This window comes from Bacteroides sp. 3_1_23 (assembly GCF_000162555.1).
Taxonomy (GTDB): Bacteria; Bacteroidota; Bacteroidia; order Bacteroidales; family Bacteroidaceae; genus Bacteroides; species Bacteroides ovatus.
In genome coordinates, this window is record NZ_GG774949.1 from 412,638 (window position 1) to 436,079 (window position 23,442).

Below are 23,442 nucleotides of genomic sequence, written 5' to 3' on the forward strand. Positions count from 1 at the left end.
AGATCCTTTTGCCCTATACCTATTGATACCAACTGAAAATTGATAGTAAACGTTTAGCGGAAGTCCTTTAATTCTTCCTGCAATTTCTGACGGGTAAAGAATATGCGGCTCTTTACAGTACCTAACGGAAGATTCAGCTTTTCTGCAATCTCACGGTACTTGAATCCTGAAACGTGCATAGCAAACGGAACTCTGTATTCTTTCGGCAGAGCATTGACTACACGGTGCATTTCTTTTAAATCGTAAGCTCTTTCCGTACTTTCAAAACCTGAATCTTGCGGCAGGTTTAAGTGATAGAGGTTTTCAGTCTGATCGACAAATGTCTGATCGCGCACTACTTTGCGGTAATTATTAATAAAGATGTTCCGCATTATAGTATACATCCATCCTTTGAAATTTGTGTCGGGGGTATATTTGTCTTCGTTATCCAATGCTTTTAATGAGGTTTCCTGTAACAAATCGTTTGCTTCTTCACGATCGGTTGTCAGTTTATATGCAAAACGGAGTAATTCATCCTGTACTCCTATCAGATCTTTCCTGAAGCTTAAACTTTTCATATACGTTATTTTTAAATTGTGAGTATTCGTCATCATCATTTCGATGTTGCAAGTTTACGGGTTTTCAACAAATGTGGCAGGTGAAGAACAGACATTGTTTAGGGGAAAATCTATCCACTGATAGAATTTAGCTCATTTCTGATAGTATTCAGGTGGTTTTGAGACTGTCCTTATAGCGAAAATCCCATTTTGAAGTCACACCTGACTCAAAATGGGATAACACAAACAAAACAAACAATATTAGCGATTTTCACAAACAGCTGTCTTTTTCATCTTTAAAAATTCATAAGACTTAATTTAGAATCTGTTACTAAAACATTCTAATTATGGGAACAAAAGTATTATTTTCCGGCAAAAAGGAACGTAGAAATTAAGAATAGTTATAAATAATAGTTGTTTTATGTATAAAAAATTGTGCCTGACTATAAAGAATTGTATTTAATATTTGCTGCCAAAAGAGGCATAAATGCTTCATTTGACGATATTTTATAATATCAGTATTCCAAAGCGATGTAAATTCTCCTACTTCTTTTTTTCACTAAGAATTAATTTCTATATTTGGAGAATATACAACCAAATTCAGATTTACTATCTATGACTGATACCATCTCTTACCAATATGCAGCTCCTTCCGCACTGCAACGGTCAGCCGATCAGGACGAACTGTTTCTTGCCAAATACAGCGAAATAGAAAAGAAAGAAACACCCTGTTTCTTTTGGGGAAAGTTGACACAACCCTACATGACAGCACGCTGCCTCATCGCATTATCCAATGTTGTGCAGTCCAGTTTTAATCTGACACCGTCACAGCTTTCCATGCTGAAAGATCCGATTGTAACCGCAGGAAATGACCGCCTGCGTTTTGAAGGATTCTCTAATTGTGCAGGTGTATATGCCAGAGTCGACGTGCTTCCTGACGGACACGACGGAGAATTTCTGGAAAACGGGACAACAAACGTAGATTTTAATCCCGGAATGATTTCTGCCTTAGGAGGAATAGGCAGACAGGAGAATATGGTAATGTCGGTCGGTCCCAAAGAGGTGGGACTTTATCATAAAGGTGAGAAAGTAATAGAACGAAAAGTACCTCTTCCCGTGAAATGGATAAAAGGGCTGACTACGGTACAGATTTATCAATCCGTTGCGGAACAGCTCTACTCCTTCAATCGCATACAAACCTTACAACTCTTCCAGACTCTTCCGAAAAGTAGTGTGAAATGCGACTATTATTTAGTGATGCGCGGTCAAAAACCCGCCTTTTCACCGGTGAAAAGCATGAATGCCGTCTGCATTGGAGGACTTCATCGCTTACGTCTGCTCGAGCCCTTGCTTCCATTTGCCGATGAGCTGAAAGTCTTTGCGCATCCCACCATGCAATCTACCATTTGGCAACTTTATTTCGGTCCGGTACGCTTCAGCCTTTCTCTTTCCCGCGAATGTTGGAGAGGATTTTCCGGAGAAGGCGCCGCACTGGAATCTCTGCTCGAAGATGTCCCCGAAAGATGGATAGAGGCAATGGACAAATACAGTTATGCCAACCAACAGTTCAACCCCACTCTTTTTGCCATAGAGGAACATATTGACCTGGATAAGGTAGATTCTCTCGCGGCACGGCTGGCAGCCATGGGGTTATTGGGATTCGATTTGGATGAAAACAGCTTCTTCTACCGTCGCCTGCCTTTCAAAACCGAACGTATTTTAAGTCTCAATCCTCGAATGATAGCTGCAGAAAAACTATTGGAAGAAGAAAAAGTAGAAATCATATCGAATGACGAGAAACGGACAGAAGCACGCGTGGCAGGAAGTGGAGGTGTCAGGCATACGGTCATTCTCGACAGAGAGAGTGAGAAGGAGCGTTGCACTTGCACCTGGTTCAGCAGCAATCAGGGAGAACGGGGAGCTTGCAAACATATTCTGGCAGTAAAGAAACTAGTACAATGGAAGAACTAAAAAAAGAACTCGAGAAATTATCCAAGGCTTATGTGGATACTCCGGAGAATGAAGAGAAGATATTAATCCCTTTTGTCAAGAGATTACTGGAGTTACCAATGAAAGAAAGGCGGAAGCTGCTGCCGGTTATCCGGGATTTACAATGGATAAAAAGTAAGTTTGCCGGTTTCAGTAGTGAGACAACCTGCAGTGCGGCACGGGCACATTTTCTATCTGCTGTCCAGTTTGTCTGCGCCAACAAACGGGAGATGGATATGGCATATCATGTGAAGTTTGATATGCTTTGCAAACTACTCCCGCTCTACTACCCCACCTGGCTGACTGATTTTATCAATGATGACAAAACTTGGTTTAATTTCAATCTCAATTACGAACAGCTGATGCAGCTCATGGATATGGGATACCTCAAAGAAATTGCTCCAAGCCGCATTGCACATGTACTCCCCTGGATTACCCGCATCAGAAATAAGGAACCTAAAGGAAACGATACTTTCAACAGTGAGTTATTACTCAAGCGGGACATCACCCTGAAAGAACATATCTGGACGATTTTCGAATACGAATCGTCCATCGGCTATCAAGATGATTGCGCCAAAGAGGCTTATAAAAAAGGAGTTACCGCACGGGATGAAAGTATCAGTGCCGCTCTCTACCGCTTTTCGCTGGACGGCCATCTGGATAGAGAACGCCTATTAAAAGCCACACTCGCCACCTTCCACCGGAGTTTCAAAAAAGATATGGCAGGATGGTTTGCCGGATTCTTCGAAACTCTGCAACCAACTACCGGAGAACTGTTATCCTTGCAAGAAGAAATGATGCAAATATTCACCTCTTCCTATACCAAACCGGTGAACGTGATGTTGCAACAGTTGAAAAATATTGCATCCGAAGAAGGATTCCGTTATCAGGAATTCATCGAACGTGCAACCACCCTTTTCTTCTCCAGCCCCAAAAACTCGCTGCTTACCATTTACGCCCTCTTTGAAAAGATCGTCGCACAACATCCCGAGATGAAAGAGCCCTGCTGCATCACTCTCTGCCAACTCTTCTTGAAGAAAGACGAAAGCCTTCAAAAGAAAGCCGCTAATTTTATATCAAAATATGGAGACGCCTCTTCATCCAATCTCCAGGAAACACTGCAATCTTATCAACCGGAGATGTTTCAAAGCGTGCATGCGATACTCTCATCTTTCAAACCGCAGCCTGCGGAAGATACCCTTGAACCCGATGCAAGTGTGGGAGAAACGGTACGCATCTGCAGGGAAGACAACCCTATTCCCTTCCCCGCCAACAAAGAAGATTTCCTGTTCCAGCTTAGTCGTTTGTTCGACATGGAGGAAAGTTGGGAGATAGAAACAACCATCGCCGCCATCATTGCTTTCCATCCCCAATTGGTCAAAGAAGATCTCAACCAGATGGAACCTGTTTTCCAACGGGCTGCCACTATCGTTGCCAATAGCTGGGAGCCATACGAAGATCTTCTCGCTACCTTCCTACTGGAATATCAACGCTTATGGGCACAGAAAGATACCTCCAACACAGGATTTTTGAGAAATATGTTCACCCGACTGGAAGAAAGGCTGAAAGGAATAGATGAAAACAGAGGAGCTTATGACGAGCGCTCTTTCAAACGACTTGCCGACTGGAAACCCGGCTACAGCAACGCAACCTGTTTCACACCCATCAAACATTTATGGCTAAATGTGATCCGTAAAATAAAAGGAGGCAATGCCTTCCCCCTACTTTCTACTCCCACCCATACCCCGGCATACGTACAGGCTACCGAACTGGTACGCCGGCTTGCCGTATATCAGAAAGCAGAAACGAAACCCTGTCCATGGGATTTCCAGCTAGCTATTGCCCGATGTGCCATGGAAGACAAAGAAGAAGCCATCGCCACCGCCCGGCAACTGTTGCAAGATGAATACCTGCATCTCTTTCTGTTCCTGTTGGATGAAAACACGCTACCCGAACCGCCCTACAATCATCCAACCGCCTGGATGGCCGCCGGACTGGTAAAAGCACCGGAGACGGAATTCGAAGCATTCAAATCTTTCGCCTGTAACACATTACCTCACAACTATCTGACAGGAGACTACGAGTGGAAAGAGGTGAAACCCAAAGAGAAATCATACGAAACTGACAGGCGTCTGCTCCAACTCGAGTTCTACAAATGGCATACATATGCCGAATGCAACAGCCACCAGTTATGGCAGGAACATCTGATTATCAATAGTAAATATAACATGGATGATTCCTGTTACATGGAACCTCTGCTATGCTGTTTCCCCAACCGCCCGGAACCATTGATAGCCCAAATTATCACTTGCTACATGACTTTCGGCACTCCGCAGGAAGACAGCAAACGCACCCTCGCCTGTGCCTTGCGCATGTTGTTGTCTTTCCACTGCCCGCTCAAAGAGATGAGTTTGCTCCTACTAAGTGGTTCGCTGCTTTTTGTAGACAAAACAGTCCGTTCCTATGCAGCCGAATTATGGGTAGAAGGAATATCCACAGGAAGAATAAACAATCACCGGGTAGGAGAAATCCTGGCCCGCCTCATCCAGATGGAACTTGCTCCGCTAAAACGCTTCACCACACAAGTGTACGAAAGCATGTACAAACGAAGTACTTTCCACAACCAGCAACTGGAAGCACTGCTCACAGAATTTATAGGCGGATTGCCAGACAAACCCGTTACCGGACTCAAACAACTGCTCGAACTTTATCTGGAGCTATTGACCATCAACCACAGCAAGGTTACAGACGAACAAATCCTGCAACGCCTACAAGAATGGGGCACAAACAGCAACCTGAAAAAAGTGACGACTTCACTCAACAACCTATAACAAATTCATGATTATGACCATAGAAGAACGCCTCAACGAGATAGTAGAAAAAGGACAAGGCGACGCCATCATCCCTTTTCTGCAAGGACTAACGCAGGAAGAACGAAAAACGCTTGTTCCCTGCCTTAACAAATTGGAAGAACACTACAATAAATTCGTGCAACTTAACGAGAACACATACGGTACACGCGGAACTCCCGAACAGCATCGTATCATCAATCTTACCGCCCTCGTCATCTATTCGCTAAAAGAATTCCGCAAACACGAATGGGGAATCTATACGGAACAACTGAATGAATTGATCCCATGGTACATTCCTTCCTGGATCGACAGTTTCTTCAAAGAGGGTGAAAGCAAGGAATTCGGCGGTTTCTATGGAATGAATTACGAAACTCTGATGGATTGGATAGAACAGGGAGTACTCACCCTAACACCCTCTCCGCAAACCATCGCCGGTTATCTGGTGAACTACATGAACAATACCGATTTCCTGCAAAAGCGGGCAATCACACTCAAAGAACATATCTGGTATCTGTTCCAATACGATTGCGGACAAAACTGGACGGATAATCGTACAAGCGGACAGCCTTATTTCTCTTTCAGATACTTCGTAGAACACGGTCAACTAGATCGTATGCGTGTATTAAAAGAATCTCTGCTTGCCGTCAACCGGAATCTGAACAAAAACCTAAGTAGTTGGTTTGCAGGCATGTTTACCGCACTTAACCCCAGCACAGAAGAACAACTGACACTACAACCGGAAATATTTGCCGTTCTGTCCGCCCCTCACAGCCGTCCGGTAAATATCATACTCGGACTGCTGAAGAACTTATGCACTCACCCACAATTCCAGGTTGAAGAGTTTCTAAGTCAGACTTCCGTGCTTTTTGCTTCGGACGTGAAAGCGATTCACCAAAACACACTGGCAATACTCCATAAGCTGGCAAAAGAAAGAAAAGAACATCGCGACACTATCTGTTGTGCAGCCGCACAAGGACTGATGAGCCGGGAAGAATCCACCCAAAGTAAGATAGTCAAACTTATTCAGACGTATGGAGAGACGGCATCTACTACATTAAAAGAGGTACTTTCCATATATACGGAAACCATGTTGGCTAATACTAAAAAGGAGCTGAAAGCGTATTTGGAGAATAATGAGCCGGAAGATTCCGCCTCTTTCACGTATGAGCCAATACTCCCTATCATCCGTGAAGACAACCGGATACAGGAAATCACTTCCACTGAAGACCTGATATTTCTAGCCAGCCAAGTGCTCGACGTGAACGAGATCTATCACTTCGACCTGTTACTCGGAGCCTTAGTGAAATGGGACCGGCAACAGGAAGCAAAACAAATCTCTCAATGGACCCCTATTCTCCAACGTGCCTACAAATTGCTGATGAGCGGAGGAAGTTCCCGAAATGGTATATTAGACCAGTTAATGGCCACCTTCCTCCTTGACTATGCCAAACTGCTGATTAAACGTTTCCCTGAAGAAGCCCAAGAGTTAAACAACTTACATCTGAAAATGGTACAAAAAGACGAACTTCAAAAAGGCAAATGGGGGTATCGTAATCTACAAAAACTCACCATTCGTGAAAAGACGAACAAAAAAATAAAGTTCCCCGTTCATAAGCAACTGTTATGCCGGACATTAGACCTTCTGGAAAGCAAGGAGAAACCTTTGCCCCTATTGTCCACTCCCACTCATACACCGATGTTTATCGCTCCGGAAACCCTGATAGAAAGGTTAAAACAATATCAGCAGGCAAATGCCGAACCGGACGATATGGATATGCAAACAGCACTTTCACGAGTGGCACTGGAAAGTTCGTCGCAAGAGCTTCCTCTGCTCCTCCGAAGTTTGAAAGGAGAATACCGGCACCTGCTCACTTTTTTGCTGGGAGAAAAAGACGTACTTCCCCAAGCACCTTTCAATCATCCTTCCTGGTGGATGATGGCAGGATTAATGAAATCACCGGAAACAATCTATGCTGAATTTAAAGATTTCTCCTATAATAAAAGTCCACGTGAATTTCTGACCGGAAACTTTAAATGGAGAACCTATCAGTATACTGACTCGTACACGGATTATAACAAGAAAACGGTAGAATGGATTTGTTCAACTCTTACTTTCGATATTCCGGAAAGCGAGAACTCTCATGTCATCAATAAAGACAAATATAATGAAAGAGTCAGTTACTATTCATACGATCCGCATCCGTTACTGGTTGAAATGTACCCACAGATAGAACGTTTTGACGACATACAGAACGACTTGCCACGTTTGGCATGGTTAACTCCCAATATACCGGAGCCACTATTGGTATGGTGCATCCGCAGCGCCATATACGACCCGACGTTAAATGAGGTAAGGGAAGCAGGTATCACCCAAGCTGCCATTGAAGCGCTTCATCAGTTAAGGCATACATGGCACGAAGTGTCTTATCTACTGGAAGCCACTTGCATGCTGGTAGCCGATAAAACTTCCCGTTCCTATGCTGCCGAAATCTGGATAGAGCGTGTAGGTCAAGGCTGCATAGACAGTGGACGCATAGGCAGCATCTTAAGTTCGCATCAACATACCGGCTGGGGACCGCTGAAAAGACTCACTGATCTGATACAGCAACAAATGATAAACGTCAGTCCGCTGCATAACCGGGAATTGGAGAAACTAATCGTGGCAATGTTGGCCGGACTTCCAGAAAAGCCTGTCAAAGACTTAAAGAAATTACTGGAAATATATGCGGAGCTGTTATCCATCAACCATAGCAAAGCCGAAGACGAACATGTTTTGCACCTGCTTGACGCATGGAAAGGAGTGGCCAATCTGAAGAAAGCAGCAGCTAATATCCAACGGTAAGAGAGGTAGCTTATTGGAGCTAAAGCCAAAAAGAAGTATCTTTGGCACACTAAATACAAAAGGTTGAATGATTATTCTAAAATATAGTTTAGCTATTTTCTGTTTACTGCTGACAGGATGCTCCTTCTTTTCCAGTCATAAGGAAAAGGAGAGCACTCCCCTCATGGAATACGAACAAACGACGGAGGATATACAACCACGCGAAGAATGTTCCACCGTTTCACCACCGGAGCGAAGCGAAATGGCTCTCTACATGGACTCATTAGGACTCGTCAATATAGCTGACCTGGATAGCAGTCTCGTTGTAAAACTGATGTATACACAGGCTGATAATTTCACAGGCGAAGTGCTTTACGACAACTTAACGGAAGCCTACCTGCATCCGGATGCGGCATACGCTCTGATAGAAGCACAAAAAGCCTTAAAGAAACTACACCCGTCTTATAGTCTTATCATTTACGATGCGGCGCGTCCAATGTCGGTACAGAAAAAGATGTGGAACGTAGTGAAAGGAACGTCCAAATATAAATATGTCTCCAACCCCAACCGTGGAGGCGGGTTACACAACTACGGACTGGCAGTAGACATCAGTATCCAAGACTCTCTGGGACAGCCCCTACCGATGGGAACCAAAGTAGACCACTTAGGCATGGAAGCACACATCACAGACGAGATCGGATTGGTACATAATGGAAAAATGAGTGAAACAGAGCGTCAGAACCGGTTACTGCTACGAAAAGTGATGAAAGAGGCCGGATTCCGTGCATTACCCAGCGAATGGTGGCATTTCAATTTTTGCAGCCGGGACGTAGCCAAACAGAAGTATAAGTTAATACCATAACCGACACTCAACAACCCCATAATCAGAGCTCGACGATTCATTGTAATATCCTATAACACAATAACACCATGATGCAAATCTCTCCTGAAACCCAACTTTTTATTCGCGAACATTCATCGGACGATGTACGTGTGCTGGCTTTACAAGCTAAAAAGTACCCGGATATAGATATGCCAACTGCCATCACCCAAATTGCAGGAAGGAAGGTAGCAGCCGAAAAGATTCCCTCATGGTGGGAGATCGAAAAGATATGGTATCCGAAACATCTGTCGCTGGAACAATGCTCTTCAGAAATCACCGCCCGCTACAAAGCACGTCTTTTGCAGGGAGATTCTCTGACCGACCTCACCGGCGGATTCGGCATTGACTGTTCTTTTCTTGCCACCGGATTCAAGTCCGCCACTTACGTAGAACGTCAGGAGGAACTCTGCGAAATAGCAGCACATAACTTTCCCGTACTGAATCTAAACCATATAAACATAAAAAACGAAGATGGAGTAACCTACCTGCAAGCAATGTCCCCCGTAGACTGCCTTTTCCTCGACCCCGCGCGTCGCAATGAGCACGGCGGAAAAACGGTTGCCATCTCCGACTGCGAACCAAACGTAGCCGAACTGGAAGAGCTTTTACTTCAAAAAGCCAACCGGGTAATGATAAAACTCTCCCCCATGCTCGATCTTTCATTGGCACTGAAGGAGTTGAAACAGACACAGGAAGTTCACATTCTGTCTGTCAACAACGAATGTAAGGAACTACTTATCCTACTCGGACAAACATCACCGACAGAAATCTCCATTCATTGCGTGAACCTCTCCACGAAAGGGACTCAAGAAGAACAACACTTTGTATTCACCCGCGAACAGGAGCAATGCAGTGAATGTACATATACGGATTCTTTAGAAACCTATCTTTACGAACCGAATGCCTCCCTTCTGAAAGCCGGTGCTTTCCGTAGCATTGCAGCAGCTTACCCTGTCCGCAAACTGCATCCCAATAGCCATCTTTATACTTCCGATACTTTCATTGAAAACTTCCCCGGAAGAATATTCCGTATTGTCAACCAGTGCAGTTTCAATAAAAAAGAAGTAAAGGAGAATCTGGCAGACCTGAAAAAAGCAAATGTAACTGTCCGTAACTTCCCCGCCACAGTAGCCGAACTCCGCAAACGAATCCATTTGGCTGAAGGAGGAGATACCTACTTATTTGCCAGTACATTAAATAATGGGCAAAAAGTTCTGATTCGCTGTGAGAAAGTCTGAACTATTTTCTATTTTTGCAAAAAAGAAACACAATCTAAACTAATCCAGATGAATCAAACACTCATAAAAGCCATTCTATTACTAATCGCATTCACCTTGTCCTGTCACACTCCACTTTTCTCACAGAGAGATTTTGAGCGACACGAGTTCTCTTTTCACGCGGGCTACGGTGTTATGTTCCATCACCCTCCTACACTCACGTTAAGTACCCATAGTTACCAACGTACACTCGCACAAGGCGTAAGCTGGGATGGACAATATAATTTCCGCCCTCTCAAACGTTTTGTCTTTGGAGGAATCTACTCCGGATTTTCTTCCAAAGGAAGTCATCCGGAAGGGAAGGACCATTTATGGGTTCATTTCATTGGTACTCAAATCGGAATGTGTAATGCTAACACCAAACATTGGCAAATCCGTGTAACAACTGGTCCCGGTGGAGTCATTCTACGGAACAACAGTGAGGTGTTCGGCAAAACACGGAAAGTGAAAGCCTTCACTATTGGTCTCCTGACCAATGCCAATCTTACCTATAAGCTGAATCCCAATCTGGGAGTCAGTTTAGGAGTACAATATATGTATAGCGAACTGCTTAGAATGAGAACCCACTATCACGGAGAAAGGGTTATTGTAAAACTCGATGGCAATAATGATACCAACCTCACACGAATAAATTTCACTACGGGATTATCCTATTATTTTTAACATTCACTCAAAAAAAGCACTATGAAGAAATATATACTCATTCTTTTTTCCATTATCAGCTTTTGGAGCTGTACGGAAGATGAATCGATTGACATTACAGTTTTACCTTCTGTCACCACTACAGGTGCCAACACCTTTGGCTGTCTGATGGACGGATGGATTTATGTGGGAGGACGATACCTGAATTGGGGGCACTCGTATGTCTGGACGTATGATTCATTCCACTACTATCCGGAGGAGGACAAACTATCCGTCAATGTTTCCGTCAAACCTGACATCAACATACACTTCATCATTTTATCTCCCCAGGAAGGCAAAGAAGCAACTCTCACCGATATACGGTTCAGAGGAGAAGAACTGGAAGACGGAACAGCTTTTATAAGCCATTTCGACCCAGAATTGAATATTATCAGTGCAACCTTCGGCAACGGCAAACGTCTGACTAACGGACGTTTTGATATTCATTATACAACACAACAGCAATAATGGCGGCGACAGTAATAACTATTCAGATTTACTTTCTTCCCCCGCCTTATTGGAAGGATTGTTACTTTTCTGATACTCTTTGGGAGTGGTTGTCTCATTTCCATCCCGTACAGCCATATAGTGCGGCGACATAATTTCAATGCCGGCTTCATTAAATTTATCCTGAATATTCTGATGCAAATCCGAATAAATCTGTGCCATTTTATCTGCCTGTTTGATATAAGCATTAATTTGATAGACCGGATACCAGTCGCTCAAAGAAGTCTCTAACACAAACGGACGCGGATCATCCACCACTCCGGGAGTATTCAACGCAGCATCAATCAGTATCTGATTAACCTGTCGCCAGGGAATATCATAACCGATAGATACTTCCGAGTGAATAATCAGTCCATATTCACGTGCCGAAGTACTGTAGTTTACCGTATGAGACGACATGATAAATGAATTGGGAACAGTCACAACCTCATTTTTAGGAGTCCGAATACGTGTCACTAGAGGAGTCTTTTCGATGATATCTCCGGTGGTATCATTCAATTTGATCCGGTCACCCATCTTAAACGGACGCATATAAGTGATAACCAATCCAGCGATGATATTACCAATAACCGTACTTGATCCGAGCGAAACAATCAATCCGACAAATACCGAAATACCTTGGAACACTCCGGAATCGGAACCCGGGAGATAAGGATAAATCATCGCAATCATAAATGCATAGAGCAGGAAACGAGCGATATGGAAAGTTGGCATCGCCCAGTCCGGATAGAAGCCGTTGATTTTGAGCCGTCCTGCTTCCACCTCACGTGCCAGATACAAGACGAGACGTACCAAGTATTTCACGGCATACCAGATAACGATGATAGTAAACAATTTGGGCACATAGTCGATAATACCCACAAAGATACCGCGAATCGGATTCCATATATATCCTAACAGTTGGTATGCCAGTCCTTCCGTCTGGGGGAAGATGATGAAAATCAACGGTACGGTAAACAGTAGTTGCAATCCCATCAATATATACCGCCCGATACTGGACAGGAATACCAACAGGTTCGCCTGTTTCTGCGCATCCAGCAATTCATACCCCTGGATGGATACCGGTTTTATCTTCGTATCTTTCAGGCGCAGGATACGCGCTTTCAGTTTACGGAACAACCAATTGGTCAAGCGGAACAGGAAATACTGTCCCACAATTACCAACACAAAATAGAGCACACGCTTTGCCATCCGCCAAAGTCCGTGCTCCGCTTTCATCTCATGCAGTTTGGTAATGACGTTCTGCTGTCTTTCCTTAGCTAACGAATCACGGGAAACTCCTTCCCACAAAGCATCCTGATCGGTAAGAGAAAGCAGGACTTTGCTGCCGTACATCAAATCGGAAACAATGTCCGAATGGTCGATAGACACAGAATCGGGTTGTAGATTAAAGCGTCTTCCTATCTCTTCAATCGCTGCACCGGTCATTTGGGCACGTTGCTGAGGAGTATATCCGCCTCGTTTGGTGAAAAGGTAGAATAAGGTATCATCGTCCGCCACTACCGGTATTCCCTTAGTGAACTGACGCAGAGAGTCAATACGCTGTCGCTGCTGTACATACTTGACGGAGTCGGCAGTAGCCATCTGGAGCTTCATCTGCTCCATTTCCATCCGCATATTCGCTTCATTGAGCCGGGCTTCTTCCAACGATTTCCGCATATCCGCCAGATGGATAGAGTCCGAATCCCGTTTCAAAGGAACATGTCCGTTCGTTATTGTATCTCCGGCAAATATCTTCTTAACCGCCTGTTCCAACTGTGCCTGCGCCCCGATTGCCAGAAAAGAAAGGAACAACACCAGTAACGACCGTTTTATTTTATTTATTTCCATACCTTATATCCCTTGATTATAATTAAGGTTAATCTAACTTTTCATAAAAAACAGAGCAAACATACGGATTGTTTTTGACATTACCATTTCCAAATTGATTATCTTTGCCACTAAAAGAGAAAAAGCATGAATATATTATTACTTATCGGGGGATTAATCCTCATTCTTCTAGGAGCTAACGGATTAACAGACGGTGCCGCCTCGGTAGCCAAGCGTTTCCGCATCCCTCCCATCGTGATCGGACTTACCATCGTTGCATTCGGTACTTCTGCCCCGGAACTGACGGTCAGTGTATCTTCTGCTCTCAAAGGAAGCGCGGATATTGCCATAGGCAACGTGGTGGGAAGTAACATTTTCAATACATTGATGATTGTAGGCTGCACGGCATTATTCGCCCCGATTGTCATCACCCGCAATACACTTAGAAAAGAGATTCCGCTCTGCATACTTTCTTCTATTGTCTTGCTGATTTGTGCCAATGATGTATTTTTGGATAAAGCTCCGGAGAATATCCTGAACAGAGTAGACGGCTTGTTGTTGCTTTGCTTCTTTGTCATTTTCATGGGCTACACTTTTGCCATCGCTTCCAAGCCGGTTACAATGGAACAACAAGCAGAACATCCGGTCATAGAAGAGGAAACAGAAATCAAATCACTGCCTTGGTGGCAATCCATTCTTTATATCATCGGAGGCTTGGCCGCCCTTATTTATGGAGGGCAGTTGTTTGTCGACGGTGCCACGGGCATCGCCCGCAACCTGGGTGTCAGCGAATCGATTATCGGACTGACACTGGTTGCAGGAGGGACTTCTCTTCCGGAACTGGCTACGTCTATCGTTGCCGCATTAAAGAAAAATCCGGAAATTGCCATTGGAAATGTGATTGGTAGTAACCTCTTCAATATATTCTTTGTACTGGGATGCAGCGCGAGCATCACTCCTCTCCATCTTAGTGGAATCACCAATTTCGACCTGTTTACATTAGTAGGTTCCGGTATTCTGCTTTGGTTATTCGGACTGTTTTTTGCCAAAAGAACAATTACAAGAATCGAAGGAGCGATTATGATACTTTGTTATGTGGCGTACACGGTAGTATTAATTTATAATACATAAAAATAGAAAAAGGCTTCCGGCAGTAACACCGGAAGCCTTTTATTCCCACTAGCCAATTAAATTCTGATATTTATTTCACTTCCACAGTTGTCAGTATATTGACACCATATTTTCCATCGTCAGATGTCCACCAGGTAGTATTCCCATTCGCACAACGGATAGCATAACGGGGATTATACTTCAATCGATCTGAACCATCAGGTATCCACAAACCTAGTTTATACTCTCCGGCAGCCATTGAACCGGGTAATTGAACAACTTGTTCTACAGAATGTGTCAATGGTTTACATAATATATCACCCGGTTGGAAAGGTTGCCAATCCAACGGGTTGGTTTCCGTCAGGAACTCTGTGACTTTTCCTTTATCATCAATCAACACGAAGTAGACAGGATGTTCTCCAAAGACAGTGGCAAAACCTCTGTTCACCAGGTTCAGATTCAGTCGGTTTTCTTTTCCAGCTTGCAGATAATTCGGTAATTGAAGGGATTGCAATTCTATACGATAACCTAGATGATCGCGTATATAATCGAACATATTGCGTTTCACTTTCGTTCCGTCCTGTTTCCGGAAATAGCTGTCGGACACAGGCATGAGATGCTGGCGAAGAGAATCTTCCGTTATCATTGTCTTCTTCCAGACAATCATGGAGTATTCGGGAGGATTATTCTCATCAAATCTGTTATTAGGATGCTGTTCCTTATAATTATGGATAACGCTCAAGGAAGTGTAATGCTGGAGGAACAAACGTCTCGCTGCTTGCAGTCCGTCAATAATCCATCCGGCAGACGGACTGTCGGGATCGGCTCCTACACTCCAGAATCCCCAGGGGAGTTCTCCGTCCACTACGAGATAAGGAGATTCTGCTACAATCTGATCGAATTTGGAAGTCCCTTCGTGCATGTCGGCATCCCATCTATCAGGTCGTATGACGATAAAATCATCGTGGAATGAAAGTCTTTTATACAGTTCCGGTTTATCTTTCAACAGGTTTTTAAATTCCGGAAGTCTCACCTGCACATTTCTGCCTTCGGGCACTACTGACAGTAATTTTTCCAATACCGCAGCCTTTGTCTCTTCCGAGTTCTCAAGCCCCTGAATAGAACTATGCCATTCGCCCCATGCACCAATCATTCCGGCTTGTACCACCAGAATCAAATCTTTATTCTTTTCCAGGAAAGGTTTCAACTGGTCCAGATGTTCCAAAATCTGTTCGCCGGTGGGACCAACGGCAGCTCTTCCCATGAAATCTCTTTCATAAGCAAAACGCAATACGGCTTTCTTTCCCTGCTTCTGTAATTCATCAAAATACGTCTGCATGGTCAGGAAATTTTCCTCCGATAGTTTCTCACCTATTAAATAGGTAAGATAAAAATAGCTTTGAGCCAGTGAAACACTATCTTCCACATATTTCTCCGACAATTCTACCAGCTCTTTAGGAGGGCTATCCTTCTCATGCAGTACATCTACCGCTGTCTCCAGCCGGAATCCTCTTCCAGGATTATAGAGCCCATTCTCACCGTGTAAATCATCGACACAGATTCCGCGAAACTCAACAGTCTGCCGGGATTCACCGCATCCACTTGCCAACGAGGCAAATAAAACAGCCATCACACTGCCATACATCCAATTCTTCTTCATAGTAATATATTATTTATCCACAAATATATAACAAATCGAAACACAGCAATCTGTTATCACTCATTTCGCACAGTAAAGTATCAGTTTGGGATAAATAATGCAAAAGTATTGGATAATGCTAAGATTGTATTTGTCCCACCGCAGGAATTGCCCTACCTTTGTCTGCATCTCAAAAATTAAGGTAATACATGAAAAAACAAAATTGGCTACTCTTACTTGTCATTCTTCTGCTTCCGGCAGAAAGTATGATTGCTAAAAAGAAAACAGAAAAAAGCGATAGAGAAATCTGGTGTGAAATTATGTACCGGATGGCGACCCCTGTATTAAAGAATATGAGTGATGGTCTGTTGAAACAGAATATGCTTGTAGAATTAAGCCCAACATGGGATGGTCGCAATAAAGAGGTCACTTACATGGAATGTTTCGGGCGACTGATGGCAGGGTTGGCCCCCTGGCTATCATTACCGGATGATGATACGGCAGAAGGCATACAGCGCGAGCAGCTACGGGAATGGGCTTTGAACAGCTATAAGCAGGCTGTTGACCCTGCAGCACCGGATTATCTGCTGTGGCGCCAGGAAGGACAGACTTTAGTTGATGCAGCATATATTGCAGAGAGTTTTTTAAGAGGGTACGATGCTTTATGGATGCCTTTAGACAGTGTTACCAAACAACGATATATCAACGAATTCACCCAGCTCAGGCGAGTGGACCCTTCATACAGCAACAGGTTATTGTTTAGCGCAACTGTCGAATCGTTTCTTCGAAAAGCAGGCGCACCTAGCGACACCTACCGTATCAGCTCCTCTTTACGAAAAATAGAAGAATGGTACGTAGGTGACGGCTGGTATTCCGACGGCCCTCATTTCGCATTCGATTATTATAATAGTTTTGTGATACACCCCATGTATATCGAAGCATTGGAAATTATCACCGAAGCCGGCAAACATAAAAAGATATGGAACATGCCCGGCTGTGATTACCACAAAGCGATCACGCGTGCACAGCGATTCGGAGTGATCCTTGAACGTCTCATCTCTCCGGAAGGAACACTACCCGTTGTCGGACGTTCCATCACTTACCGTACCGGTTCCCTGCAAACACTGGCATTACTCGCCTGGCGCAAATGGCTTCCCGAAGAATTGACAAACGGACAAGTACGTGCCGGCATGACGGCCGTCATCAACCGCATGTTTGGAAATAACCGCAATTTCAATAAGAAAGATTTTCTTACGCTAGGTTTCAACGGTTCCCAACCCGGTATTTCAGACTATTACACCAACAATGGTAGTTTATATATGGCTTCCCTTGCTTTTCTGCCGTTAGGCCTTCCTGCCGACGATCCCTTTTGGACAGATGCTTCACAGCCCTGGACTTCGAAAAAGGCATGGGATGGAGAGGATTTTCCAAGAGATCATTCTTACCATGAGGAATAATTGATAATCAGCATCATATAATAGCTTCCAGTAAGACTGAAAACTATTATCCATTACGAATGGAAACTATCATGTAACACAGCTCCTTGTTTTTATTTATTATAAGTAAGAAAATCAATAAATATCACTTTTTGTGTTGTGGACAAAACAAGTAAAGAAGAGAACAATTTAATAGTAGCCAAATCCTTGACTTCTCCTGTTTTATTTCGTATCTTTGAGAAAACAAAAAGAAGAAAAGCAAGATGAGACATACAAATATCAAGACATAAAGACGTATTATCAAGCATAGATTTCCATATATACAAGAATAAGAATGGGAGAAGATCAGCACTGATTTTCTCCCATTTTGTTTATATAATTCACAAACATTTCTGATATTCATCAAAAATAGTTTCTAATAAACTCGAATACCGTTCTTAATAAACTCTTCAACTATTTATTAAAAACGATATTCGGATTTATTATAGAACTGTAAACATATTATCTTTATAAAGCAACAGACTGATTCATATTAAAATAAGAGAGATCGCTATATAGTCAATATTACATACAAATTCACCACGATATTTTTCTTACATATATTAATAGTACATCCTTTCTCTCTAAAAAAACAGTTACCAAATAAAAAAATCAAAAAGCAAATCATGTAGTTTCAGAGGAAATAGAAAAAAAGTATTAGTATCTGCTAATATTATATTTGTCTCCCGTTCAAAATAGCCCTACCTTTGCTTATCGTCAATTACAGCATCTCATTAAACAACGAATAAAACATTAACCCTTTAAATAAAAGTATCATGAATAGACAAAACCTTTTCACTTTATTTGCTACATTCTCATTACTCTTCTGTTTCACATATTCTTGCAATGCCAAAGGAAAAGACAAAGCCAAACACGTTGTCTTCATCGGTTTGGACGGCTGGGGTGCGTACAGTCTCCCTAAAGCGGATATGCCCAATGTCAAAAAATTAATGGAAGACGGTGCCTATACATTAAAGAAACGCTCTGCACTACCTTCGTCCAGTGCCATCAACTGGGCTTCCATGTTCATGGGAGCCGGACCGGAACTGCACGGATATACCGAGTGGGGGTCTAAAACTCCGGAACTTCCCTCACGAGTATTAAACCAGCATGGCATTTTCCCAACTGTTTTCCAATTGCTGCGTGATGCTCGTCCTGAAGCAGAAATCGGCTGTTTATACGAATGGGAGGGAATCAAGTATTTGGTAGATACTCTTTCCATGAGCTATCATTATCACGTTGCTGATTGCAACAAAACTCCTAAAGAATTGGGAAATATGGCATCTGCTTATATTAAAGAAAAACAGCCAGCACTGGTTGCAATATGCTTTGACAGCCCCGATCACACAGGGCATACTGAAGGACATGACACCCCTGCATATTATACCAAATTAGCAGAATTGGATACGTACATGGGACAAATAGTACAAGCCGTAAAAGATGCCGGAATACTTGATGATACTATTTTCATATTGACTGCCGATCATGGAGGTATTGACAAAGGACACGGAGGAAAAACAATGCAGGAAATGGAAACTCCGTTTATCATATCCGGAAAGAATATCAAAAAAGGACTTAGATTTGATGATATAAGTATGATGCAATACGATGTAGCTTCTACAATAGCATCTATTTTCAATCTTGAACAACCACAAGTCTGGATAGGCAGACCGATGAAAGTAGTTTTCAAATAATCTCTCGAGATTATATAAAAAAGGAAAGGAGAAGCTAAACACAGAATTTAACTTCTCCTTTTATTTTTTCCTCTCTCGTCAATCAACTGTTTATGACCGCTACAAGATTCAAAAGATTTCTTCCATCCGTTCCAATTCGCAACCACGGAACTGCATCACAATGCAATGCAACTCTGTACCCTGCACCAACTGGCGCACCTTCGGCGCAGCAGCATATTCCTTTATCTGCACCGTTGCCTCCTGCCATTGTACTTTAGCTTTTGCATCAGTCTCCTTCGAAGAAAGATATTTCAGTTCCAATATATAGCTATGTTTCACCTCATAACGCAGCAAGTCCGGCATCAAGAATAAATCACAGTATCCATGATTTAACTCCACTTCCGGAGCTATCAGATAATAGGCATTCACACTTAGATAAGCAGTAAAAAATCCCTGAATATTACGCTCGCCCTCAATGGAGCTTCGCACAGAGGAATTATCCTTATAGGCATGGGCTATGAACTCCAAAGCCTCATGCCATCGGCCATCATAAGCCATATCGTAGAACATTAAACCCAGATTATTCAAATTGATATACCGTTTCTCCTGATATTCTTCTAACAGAAATTCATAATACTGTTTGCGCACATTATTGTTAGGAATACTCAATACTACATAATTTCCACGCGTACCAGTAATAGTCAGCATACCATAATAAAAGAGCAAGCTGGGAAAGATTTCCGGATTAGCTATTTCGGTTGCAGGAAAAGTAGTAATCAGGTTGGTTACGATTTGTCCCTCGTCGGTAATTCTACGCAAGACGCCCTTTCGGTCACCGTCCAGACGATCCAAACGAATAAGCTTCTTCATCTTGTTATAGTCCGTACGGGTGTTAGGATCTATCATCTGCTCGGGAGCTTTGCCTAATGTTATATAATTACGCAGATAATAAAGCACCATATCGCAGTTAAACATCTTCGGGTCACGCGTCAAACTCTCTTTTGCAAAACAATAATTGTCATACCACGGTTTCATTTCCAGCATCATCGCCTCTATGTCCGTATCTGCAGGCAGTTGTCCGGCATCCTTATAATATTGAAGCATCGTACGTACATCTGTCTCACTGAAACCCAGCATCATATTAAATTGAAAGTCGGTACTAATATTCCAACCAATATTAAACCCACTAGTCAAATCGTCTAATGTGACAGGACTGACACCAGTCATAAAGATACGCTCAAACATACCTTTGAATTTCTTAAAGATCTCCCGATAAAATCCACTGGCATGAGTCAGAGCATGATAAACTTCATTACCTTGCTCGTTGAGTACCACATTGGTGAAATTATCATATTCATCAATAATAAGATAAAGCCGAGAGGCATTATTTCGAGCTTTTCGGTCGAGAAAGTTTAGTTTATTAGCGGATCCTTCCTGTTTTTGCATCTCCTGTGCAAATCCCGGATAATAGTATGATTCATAAATGGATGCGAAATCGTCCAACCCGCCACAGCAATAATCATCGAAATTCTGCGCTAGTGTTCCTTCAATTCCACCGATGCGTGAGAAGTCGAGATGAAGAATCTGAAACTGTCCCTGCAAAGAAGTAGGCTGACTGCCTATCCAAAGACTACCAAAACGCTTTTGGAACTTTTCTTTCTGTGTGATGTCATAATAAGCCCGGAGCATACTCAAAAAAATACTTTTACCAAAACGACGCGGACGGATAAAGAACAGATATCTTGGCTGTTTTTCCAGCAAAGGCAGATACATCGTTTTATCCACATAATACATATTCTGCTCCGCCACTTCCACAAAATTGGAAACGCCATAAGGGATTTCTTTTACTTCTTCCATATTTACTCCTGTTTCTCGTTTAGCCTATCTGTAACGGCATGAGACAAAGGTACTTTATTCCGTCTAAAAGAACAAAAGAAAGGGACAGAAAGTTGAGAATTCGAAAGAAATGCGGAGAATGCAGGTTTCGGCATAGACAAAATGAAGAGTTGGAAACAATTGACAGGAAACGAAGTTTCAATTCTAAATGAAATAGACTATGTGACAGTAACATTTAAAATAAAAGGGCAAAACAGAAATCGCAAACGAGGTGGTCAAATAGGTGGTCAAATGCCAAAAAATCGTATCGAGATATTACGCCTTGTCATTGAGAATAATTATATAACCCGCAAAGAGCTTACCCAAAAAGTAGGAATAGCCTCTTCCGCCATCCAAAAACATTTGGAAGTATTAGTGAACGAAGGCTATATAAAACGTGAGGGCAAAACAAAATCCAGTTATTGGGTTATATTAAAACAAGACGACTCAAGCATACATAAAGAATGAATCAAAAGTAGATTATTACAAAAAGGTAATATAGAAGCATTCTTCTATTGGAATGAGATTCAGGAATTGATATAATAGACAAAGTACATCACTTCTTTCTAAAAAATGCGCTTTATTATCGGTATATTTTGCAGTAAATAGAATCATTATATTCTGTATCGGAAAAATAAAGTATCCCCTTTCTTTTTATAAGCAAACAATCCGTTTTAGTAAAGGAAAAGATAGACGAAATATACGTGTATCTAATCTTCATATCAACAAACACATCTATTTATAGCGTTTTAGTATTACATTAAAGATGTTTAATCACTCTTTTTACCCATTTTTATGCTTTTTGTTAATTTTGTATTAGTATTTGATAAAATTATATTTGTCCCTCACCGCAAACCACCCTACCTTTGCCCACAGAGTTTAACATCATAAAAATATATGCAATGAAAAACAAATTATTTTATCTTATTGGAGTAGCCTCCCTTTTGAGCTACACTGGTACATTTACTTCTTGTGTAAACGGAGTTGATGACGAATATCTTGAACAGAAGTTTACTGATAATGGTGGAACTGATGATGAAAGTGAGGAACTTCCTGATTTGAACGGAGAGTATAGTATAGAGGGTGATTATGATCTGGTGATGACTTGTAACGGCGATAAGCTTGAGGGAAAGAAAATGATCATGACAGTAGACGAAAATAACGAAACTGCCTCTATTACGTTTGCAGCAGCACAAACAGATTTGGAAACAGCAATCGCTACTGCAATCCCAGGCGGTGTGGGAGGATTGGTCTCAGGCTGGGGACTCAAATACACAGGCAACAGCCCTGTTCCGGGAGTAAAGGAAATTACTGTAACTAATGTTCCTTTATATAGAAATGGAACAGATTATATATTTGAAGGAAGCTACGTCCAACCAACATATACTATGGATTATAGGGGGAAGATTGGAAACGAAAAAGCAACAGTAGCCATCAATTATGAACTGACAAATAAGAAATTAGTAGGTAAGTGGTATTCAGCAAAGATGAGCCAAAGCGGTGGAATAGCTAACCACGCTCCCTTTTGGGCTGATTGGAAATCAGACGTAATGCTCAGCCCTGGCAAAGCATTTGGTGTTAATATATCCGGTACACCTAACACAATGCTCGGCACAGTGGACGGCATGATTTTCAGTGCGAAGATTATGGAGGCAATAACTGGCAAAAATATAAAAATGAATCAAATTGTATTCAATTTATTAGAATATGTAGAAGCAGAACCTAACGGAGGTATGCTTGCCAGCTACTCCTACAACGAAGATATAACACAAGCAGGACCTTACAGCACGGAAGGGACTCACAATGTATTGCGATATTATTATGATCCTGAAAAACCGGATGAAAGAATTTACTTGGAACTCAACTCCGGCTTCCTCATAGATATGATCAACAGTCTAGGAACTTCTCTTTCTGGCAGCACTCGTACTGATGGCAGTACTCGTGCGGATGATGGTGATCTTCGCGACAAAGCTAAAGCACTAATCAAATTATTGGTTCCAGTCCTTGAGCAAGGTATTCTTTGCGAATATAAAATCGATGGTAACAATATGGCAATCAATATCGAAGGGGTTACACTGAGAAATATTTTGGCCAAGGCGATGGTAGTAGTGAATGACCCGACTGTAAAATCGTATTTAGACGGAGCATTTGATAGTTTGGGGGACACCAAAGACTTTGTAGTCAATCTATTAGAAGGTCTCCCGACAGCATTAAGAGAGGATGAATGCCAATACGTTAAAATAGGCTTGAAGTTTATCAAAAAATAGCGCCAAGCAAGAAAAAGGAGTTTTCAGGAAACATCACTATCATTGAAT

At 42.4% G+C, this 23,442-nt stretch carries 16 protein-coding genes; 12 read left to right on the forward strand and 4 right to left on the reverse strand.

What is annotated here, in order from left to right; translation table 11 throughout:
- Positions 1-53: 53 nt before the first annotated feature.
- Positions 54-557, reverse strand: coding sequence for an RNA polymerase sigma factor (locus HMPREF9010_RS22370; RefSeq protein ID WP_004323001.1), 504 nt, complete (start codon positions 555-557; stop codon positions 54-56).
- Between the two features lie 594 nt (positions 558-1,151).
- Between HMPREF9010_RS22370 and HMPREF9010_RS22365 the strand changes: the two genes are divergently transcribed.
- The 7 genes from HMPREF9010_RS22365 to HMPREF9010_RS22335 all read left to right on the forward strand — a co-directional run bounded on the left by HMPREF9010_RS22365 (position 1,152) and on the right by HMPREF9010_RS22335 (position 11,507).
- Entirely contained in the window at positions 1,152-2,507 is a 1,356-nt protein-coding gene (locus HMPREF9010_RS22365; protein WP_004302599.1) for an SWIM zinc finger family protein, read from the forward strand.
- Positions 2,495-5,356 (forward strand): DUF6493 family protein, encoded by a 2,862-nt coding sequence (locus HMPREF9010_RS22360; protein WP_008646621.1) that lies wholly within the window; start codon positions 2,495-2,497, stop codon positions 5,354-5,356. The genes HMPREF9010_RS22365 and HMPREF9010_RS22360 overlap by 13 nt, the downstream gene beginning before the upstream one ends.
- A gap of 13 nt (positions 5,357-5,369) precedes the next feature.
- Positions 5,370-8,219, forward strand: a complete 2,850-nt coding sequence (locus tag HMPREF9010_RS22355; protein ID WP_004311107.1) for a DUF6493 family protein — start codon at positions 5,370-5,372, stop codon at positions 8,217-8,219.
- A 67-nt stretch (positions 8,220-8,286) separates the two neighbouring features.
- Entirely contained in the window at positions 8,287-9,060 is a 774-nt protein-coding gene (locus HMPREF9010_RS22350) for a M15 family metallopeptidase (RefSeq protein WP_008646623.1), read from the forward strand.
- Positions 9,061-9,128: 68 nt separating this feature from the next.
- A complete protein-coding gene (locus HMPREF9010_RS22345; RefSeq protein WP_008646625.1) occupies positions 9,129-10,319 on the forward strand; it encodes a THUMP-like domain-containing protein in 1,191 nt (396 codons plus the stop codon).
- A gap of 48 nt (positions 10,320-10,367) precedes the next feature.
- Positions 10,368-11,021, forward strand: coding sequence for a hypothetical protein (locus HMPREF9010_RS22340; RefSeq protein WP_008646627.1), 654 nt, complete (start codon positions 10,368-10,370; stop codon positions 11,019-11,021).
- A gap of 21 nt (positions 11,022-11,042) precedes the next feature.
- Positions 11,043-11,507 (forward strand): hypothetical protein, encoded by a 465-nt coding sequence (locus HMPREF9010_RS22335; protein ID WP_004302605.1) that lies wholly within the window; start codon positions 11,043-11,045, stop codon positions 11,505-11,507.
- An 18-nt stretch (positions 11,508-11,525) separates the two neighbouring features.
- On the opposite strand, the gene HMPREF9010_RS22330 is transcribed toward HMPREF9010_RS22335, so the two are convergent.
- Positions 11,526-13,376 (reverse strand): mechanosensitive ion channel family protein, encoded by a 1,851-nt coding sequence (locus HMPREF9010_RS22330; protein ID WP_008646629.1) that lies wholly within the window; start codon positions 13,374-13,376, stop codon positions 11,526-11,528.
- 126 nt (positions 13,377-13,502) lie between these two features.
- Between HMPREF9010_RS22330 and HMPREF9010_RS22325 the strand changes: the two genes are divergently transcribed.
- Positions 13,503-14,486, forward strand: coding sequence for a calcium/sodium antiporter (locus HMPREF9010_RS22325; protein WP_008646632.1), 984 nt, complete (start codon positions 13,503-13,505; stop codon positions 14,484-14,486).
- Between the two features lie 70 nt (positions 14,487-14,556).
- On the opposite strand, the gene HMPREF9010_RS22320 is transcribed toward HMPREF9010_RS22325, so the two are convergent.
- A complete protein-coding gene (locus HMPREF9010_RS22320; RefSeq protein ID WP_008646635.1) occupies positions 14,557-16,125 on the reverse strand; it encodes a DUF4832 domain-containing protein in 1,569 nt (522 codons plus the stop codon).
- A 188-nt stretch (positions 16,126-16,313) separates the two neighbouring features.
- Here HMPREF9010_RS22320 and HMPREF9010_RS22315 point away from each other — a divergent pair, with 188 nt between their 5' ends.
- Both HMPREF9010_RS22315 and HMPREF9010_RS22310 read left to right on the forward strand, forming a co-directional pair.
- Complete coding sequence (locus tag HMPREF9010_RS22315) at positions 16,314-17,561, forward strand: DUF2264 domain-containing protein (protein ID WP_008646636.1); 1,248 nt, start codon at positions 16,314-16,316, stop codon at positions 17,559-17,561.
- 794 nt (positions 17,562-18,355) lie between these two features.
- On the forward strand, positions 18,356-19,273 hold the full coding sequence (locus HMPREF9010_RS22310; protein WP_008646638.1) for an alkaline phosphatase: 918 nt from the start codon (positions 18,356-18,358) through the stop codon (positions 19,271-19,273).
- Positions 19,274-19,381: 108 nt separating this feature from the next.
- Here HMPREF9010_RS22310 and HMPREF9010_RS22305 read toward each other — a convergent pair whose 3' ends face one another.
- Complete coding sequence (locus tag HMPREF9010_RS22305) at positions 19,382-21,109, reverse strand: ATP-binding protein (RefSeq protein ID WP_008646639.1); 1,728 nt, start codon at positions 21,107-21,109, stop codon at positions 19,382-19,384.
- 141 nt (positions 21,110-21,250) lie between these two features.
- On the opposite strand from HMPREF9010_RS22305, the gene HMPREF9010_RS22300 reads away from it, so the two are divergent.
- The gene (locus tag HMPREF9010_RS22300) at positions 21,251-21,595 is read left to right on the forward strand and encodes a winged helix-turn-helix domain-containing protein (RefSeq protein WP_008646640.1); all 345 of its coding nucleotides are present in this window, start codon (positions 21,251-21,253) and stop codon (positions 21,593-21,595) included.
- Between the two features lie 434 nt (positions 21,596-22,029).
- Positions 22,030-23,394 carry a hypothetical protein gene (locus tag HMPREF9010_RS22295; RefSeq protein WP_008646641.1) on the forward strand — a complete coding sequence of 455 codons (1,365 nt, stop codon included), beginning with the start codon at positions 22,030-22,032 and terminating at the stop codon, positions 23,392-23,394.
- Positions 23,395-23,442: the final 48 nt, after the last annotated feature.

Coding starts and splice junctions, on each gene's coding strand:
- HMPREF9010_RS22320 (WP_008646635.1), bottom strand. CDS start 16,125: ATGAAGAAGAATTGGATGTATGGCAGTGTGATGGCTGTTTTATTTGCC.
- HMPREF9010_RS22330 (WP_008646629.1), bottom strand. CDS start 13,376: ATGGAAATAAATAAAATAAAACGGTCGTTACTGGTGTTGTTCCTTTCT.
- HMPREF9010_RS22315 (WP_008646636.1), top strand. CDS start 16,314: ATGAAAAAACAAAATTGGCTACTCTTACTTGTCATTCTTCTGCTTCCG.
- HMPREF9010_RS22360 (WP_008646621.1), top strand. CDS start 2,495: ATGGAAGAACTAAAAAAAGAACTCGAGAAATTATCCAAGGCTTATGTG.
- HMPREF9010_RS22345 (WP_008646625.1), top strand. CDS start 9,129: ATGATGCAAATCTCTCCTGAAACCCAACTTTTTATTCGCGAACATTCA.
- HMPREF9010_RS22335 (WP_004302605.1), top strand. CDS start 11,043: ATGAAGAAATATATACTCATTCTTTTTTCCATTATCAGCTTTTGGAGC.
- HMPREF9010_RS22340 (WP_008646627.1), top strand. CDS start 10,368: ATGAATCAAACACTCATAAAAGCCATTCTATTACTAATCGCATTCACC.
- HMPREF9010_RS22370 (WP_004323001.1), bottom strand. CDS start 557: ATGAAAAGTTTAAGCTTCAGGAAAGATCTGATAGGAGTACAGGATGAA.
- HMPREF9010_RS22300 (WP_008646640.1), top strand. CDS start 21,251: ATGAAGAGTTGGAAACAATTGACAGGAAACGAAGTTTCAATTCTAAAT.
- HMPREF9010_RS22305 (WP_008646639.1), bottom strand. CDS start 21,109: ATGGAAGAAGTAAAAGAAATCCCTTATGGCGTTTCCAATTTTGTGGAA.
- HMPREF9010_RS22310 (WP_008646638.1), top strand. CDS start 18,356: ATGAATAGACAAAACCTTTTCACTTTATTTGCTACATTCTCATTACTC.
- HMPREF9010_RS22325 (WP_008646632.1), top strand. CDS start 13,503: ATGAATATATTATTACTTATCGGGGGATTAATCCTCATTCTTCTAGGA.
- HMPREF9010_RS22355 (WP_004311107.1), top strand. CDS start 5,370: ATGACCATAGAAGAACGCCTCAACGAGATAGTAGAAAAAGGACAAGGC.
- HMPREF9010_RS22350 (WP_008646623.1), top strand. CDS start 8,287: ATGATTATTCTAAAATATAGTTTAGCTATTTTCTGTTTACTGCTGACA.
- HMPREF9010_RS22365 (WP_004302599.1), top strand. CDS start 1,152: ATGACTGATACCATCTCTTACCAATATGCAGCTCCTTCCGCACTGCAA.
- HMPREF9010_RS22295 (WP_008646641.1), top strand. CDS start 22,030: ATGAAAAACAAATTATTTTATCTTATTGGAGTAGCCTCCCTTTTGAGC.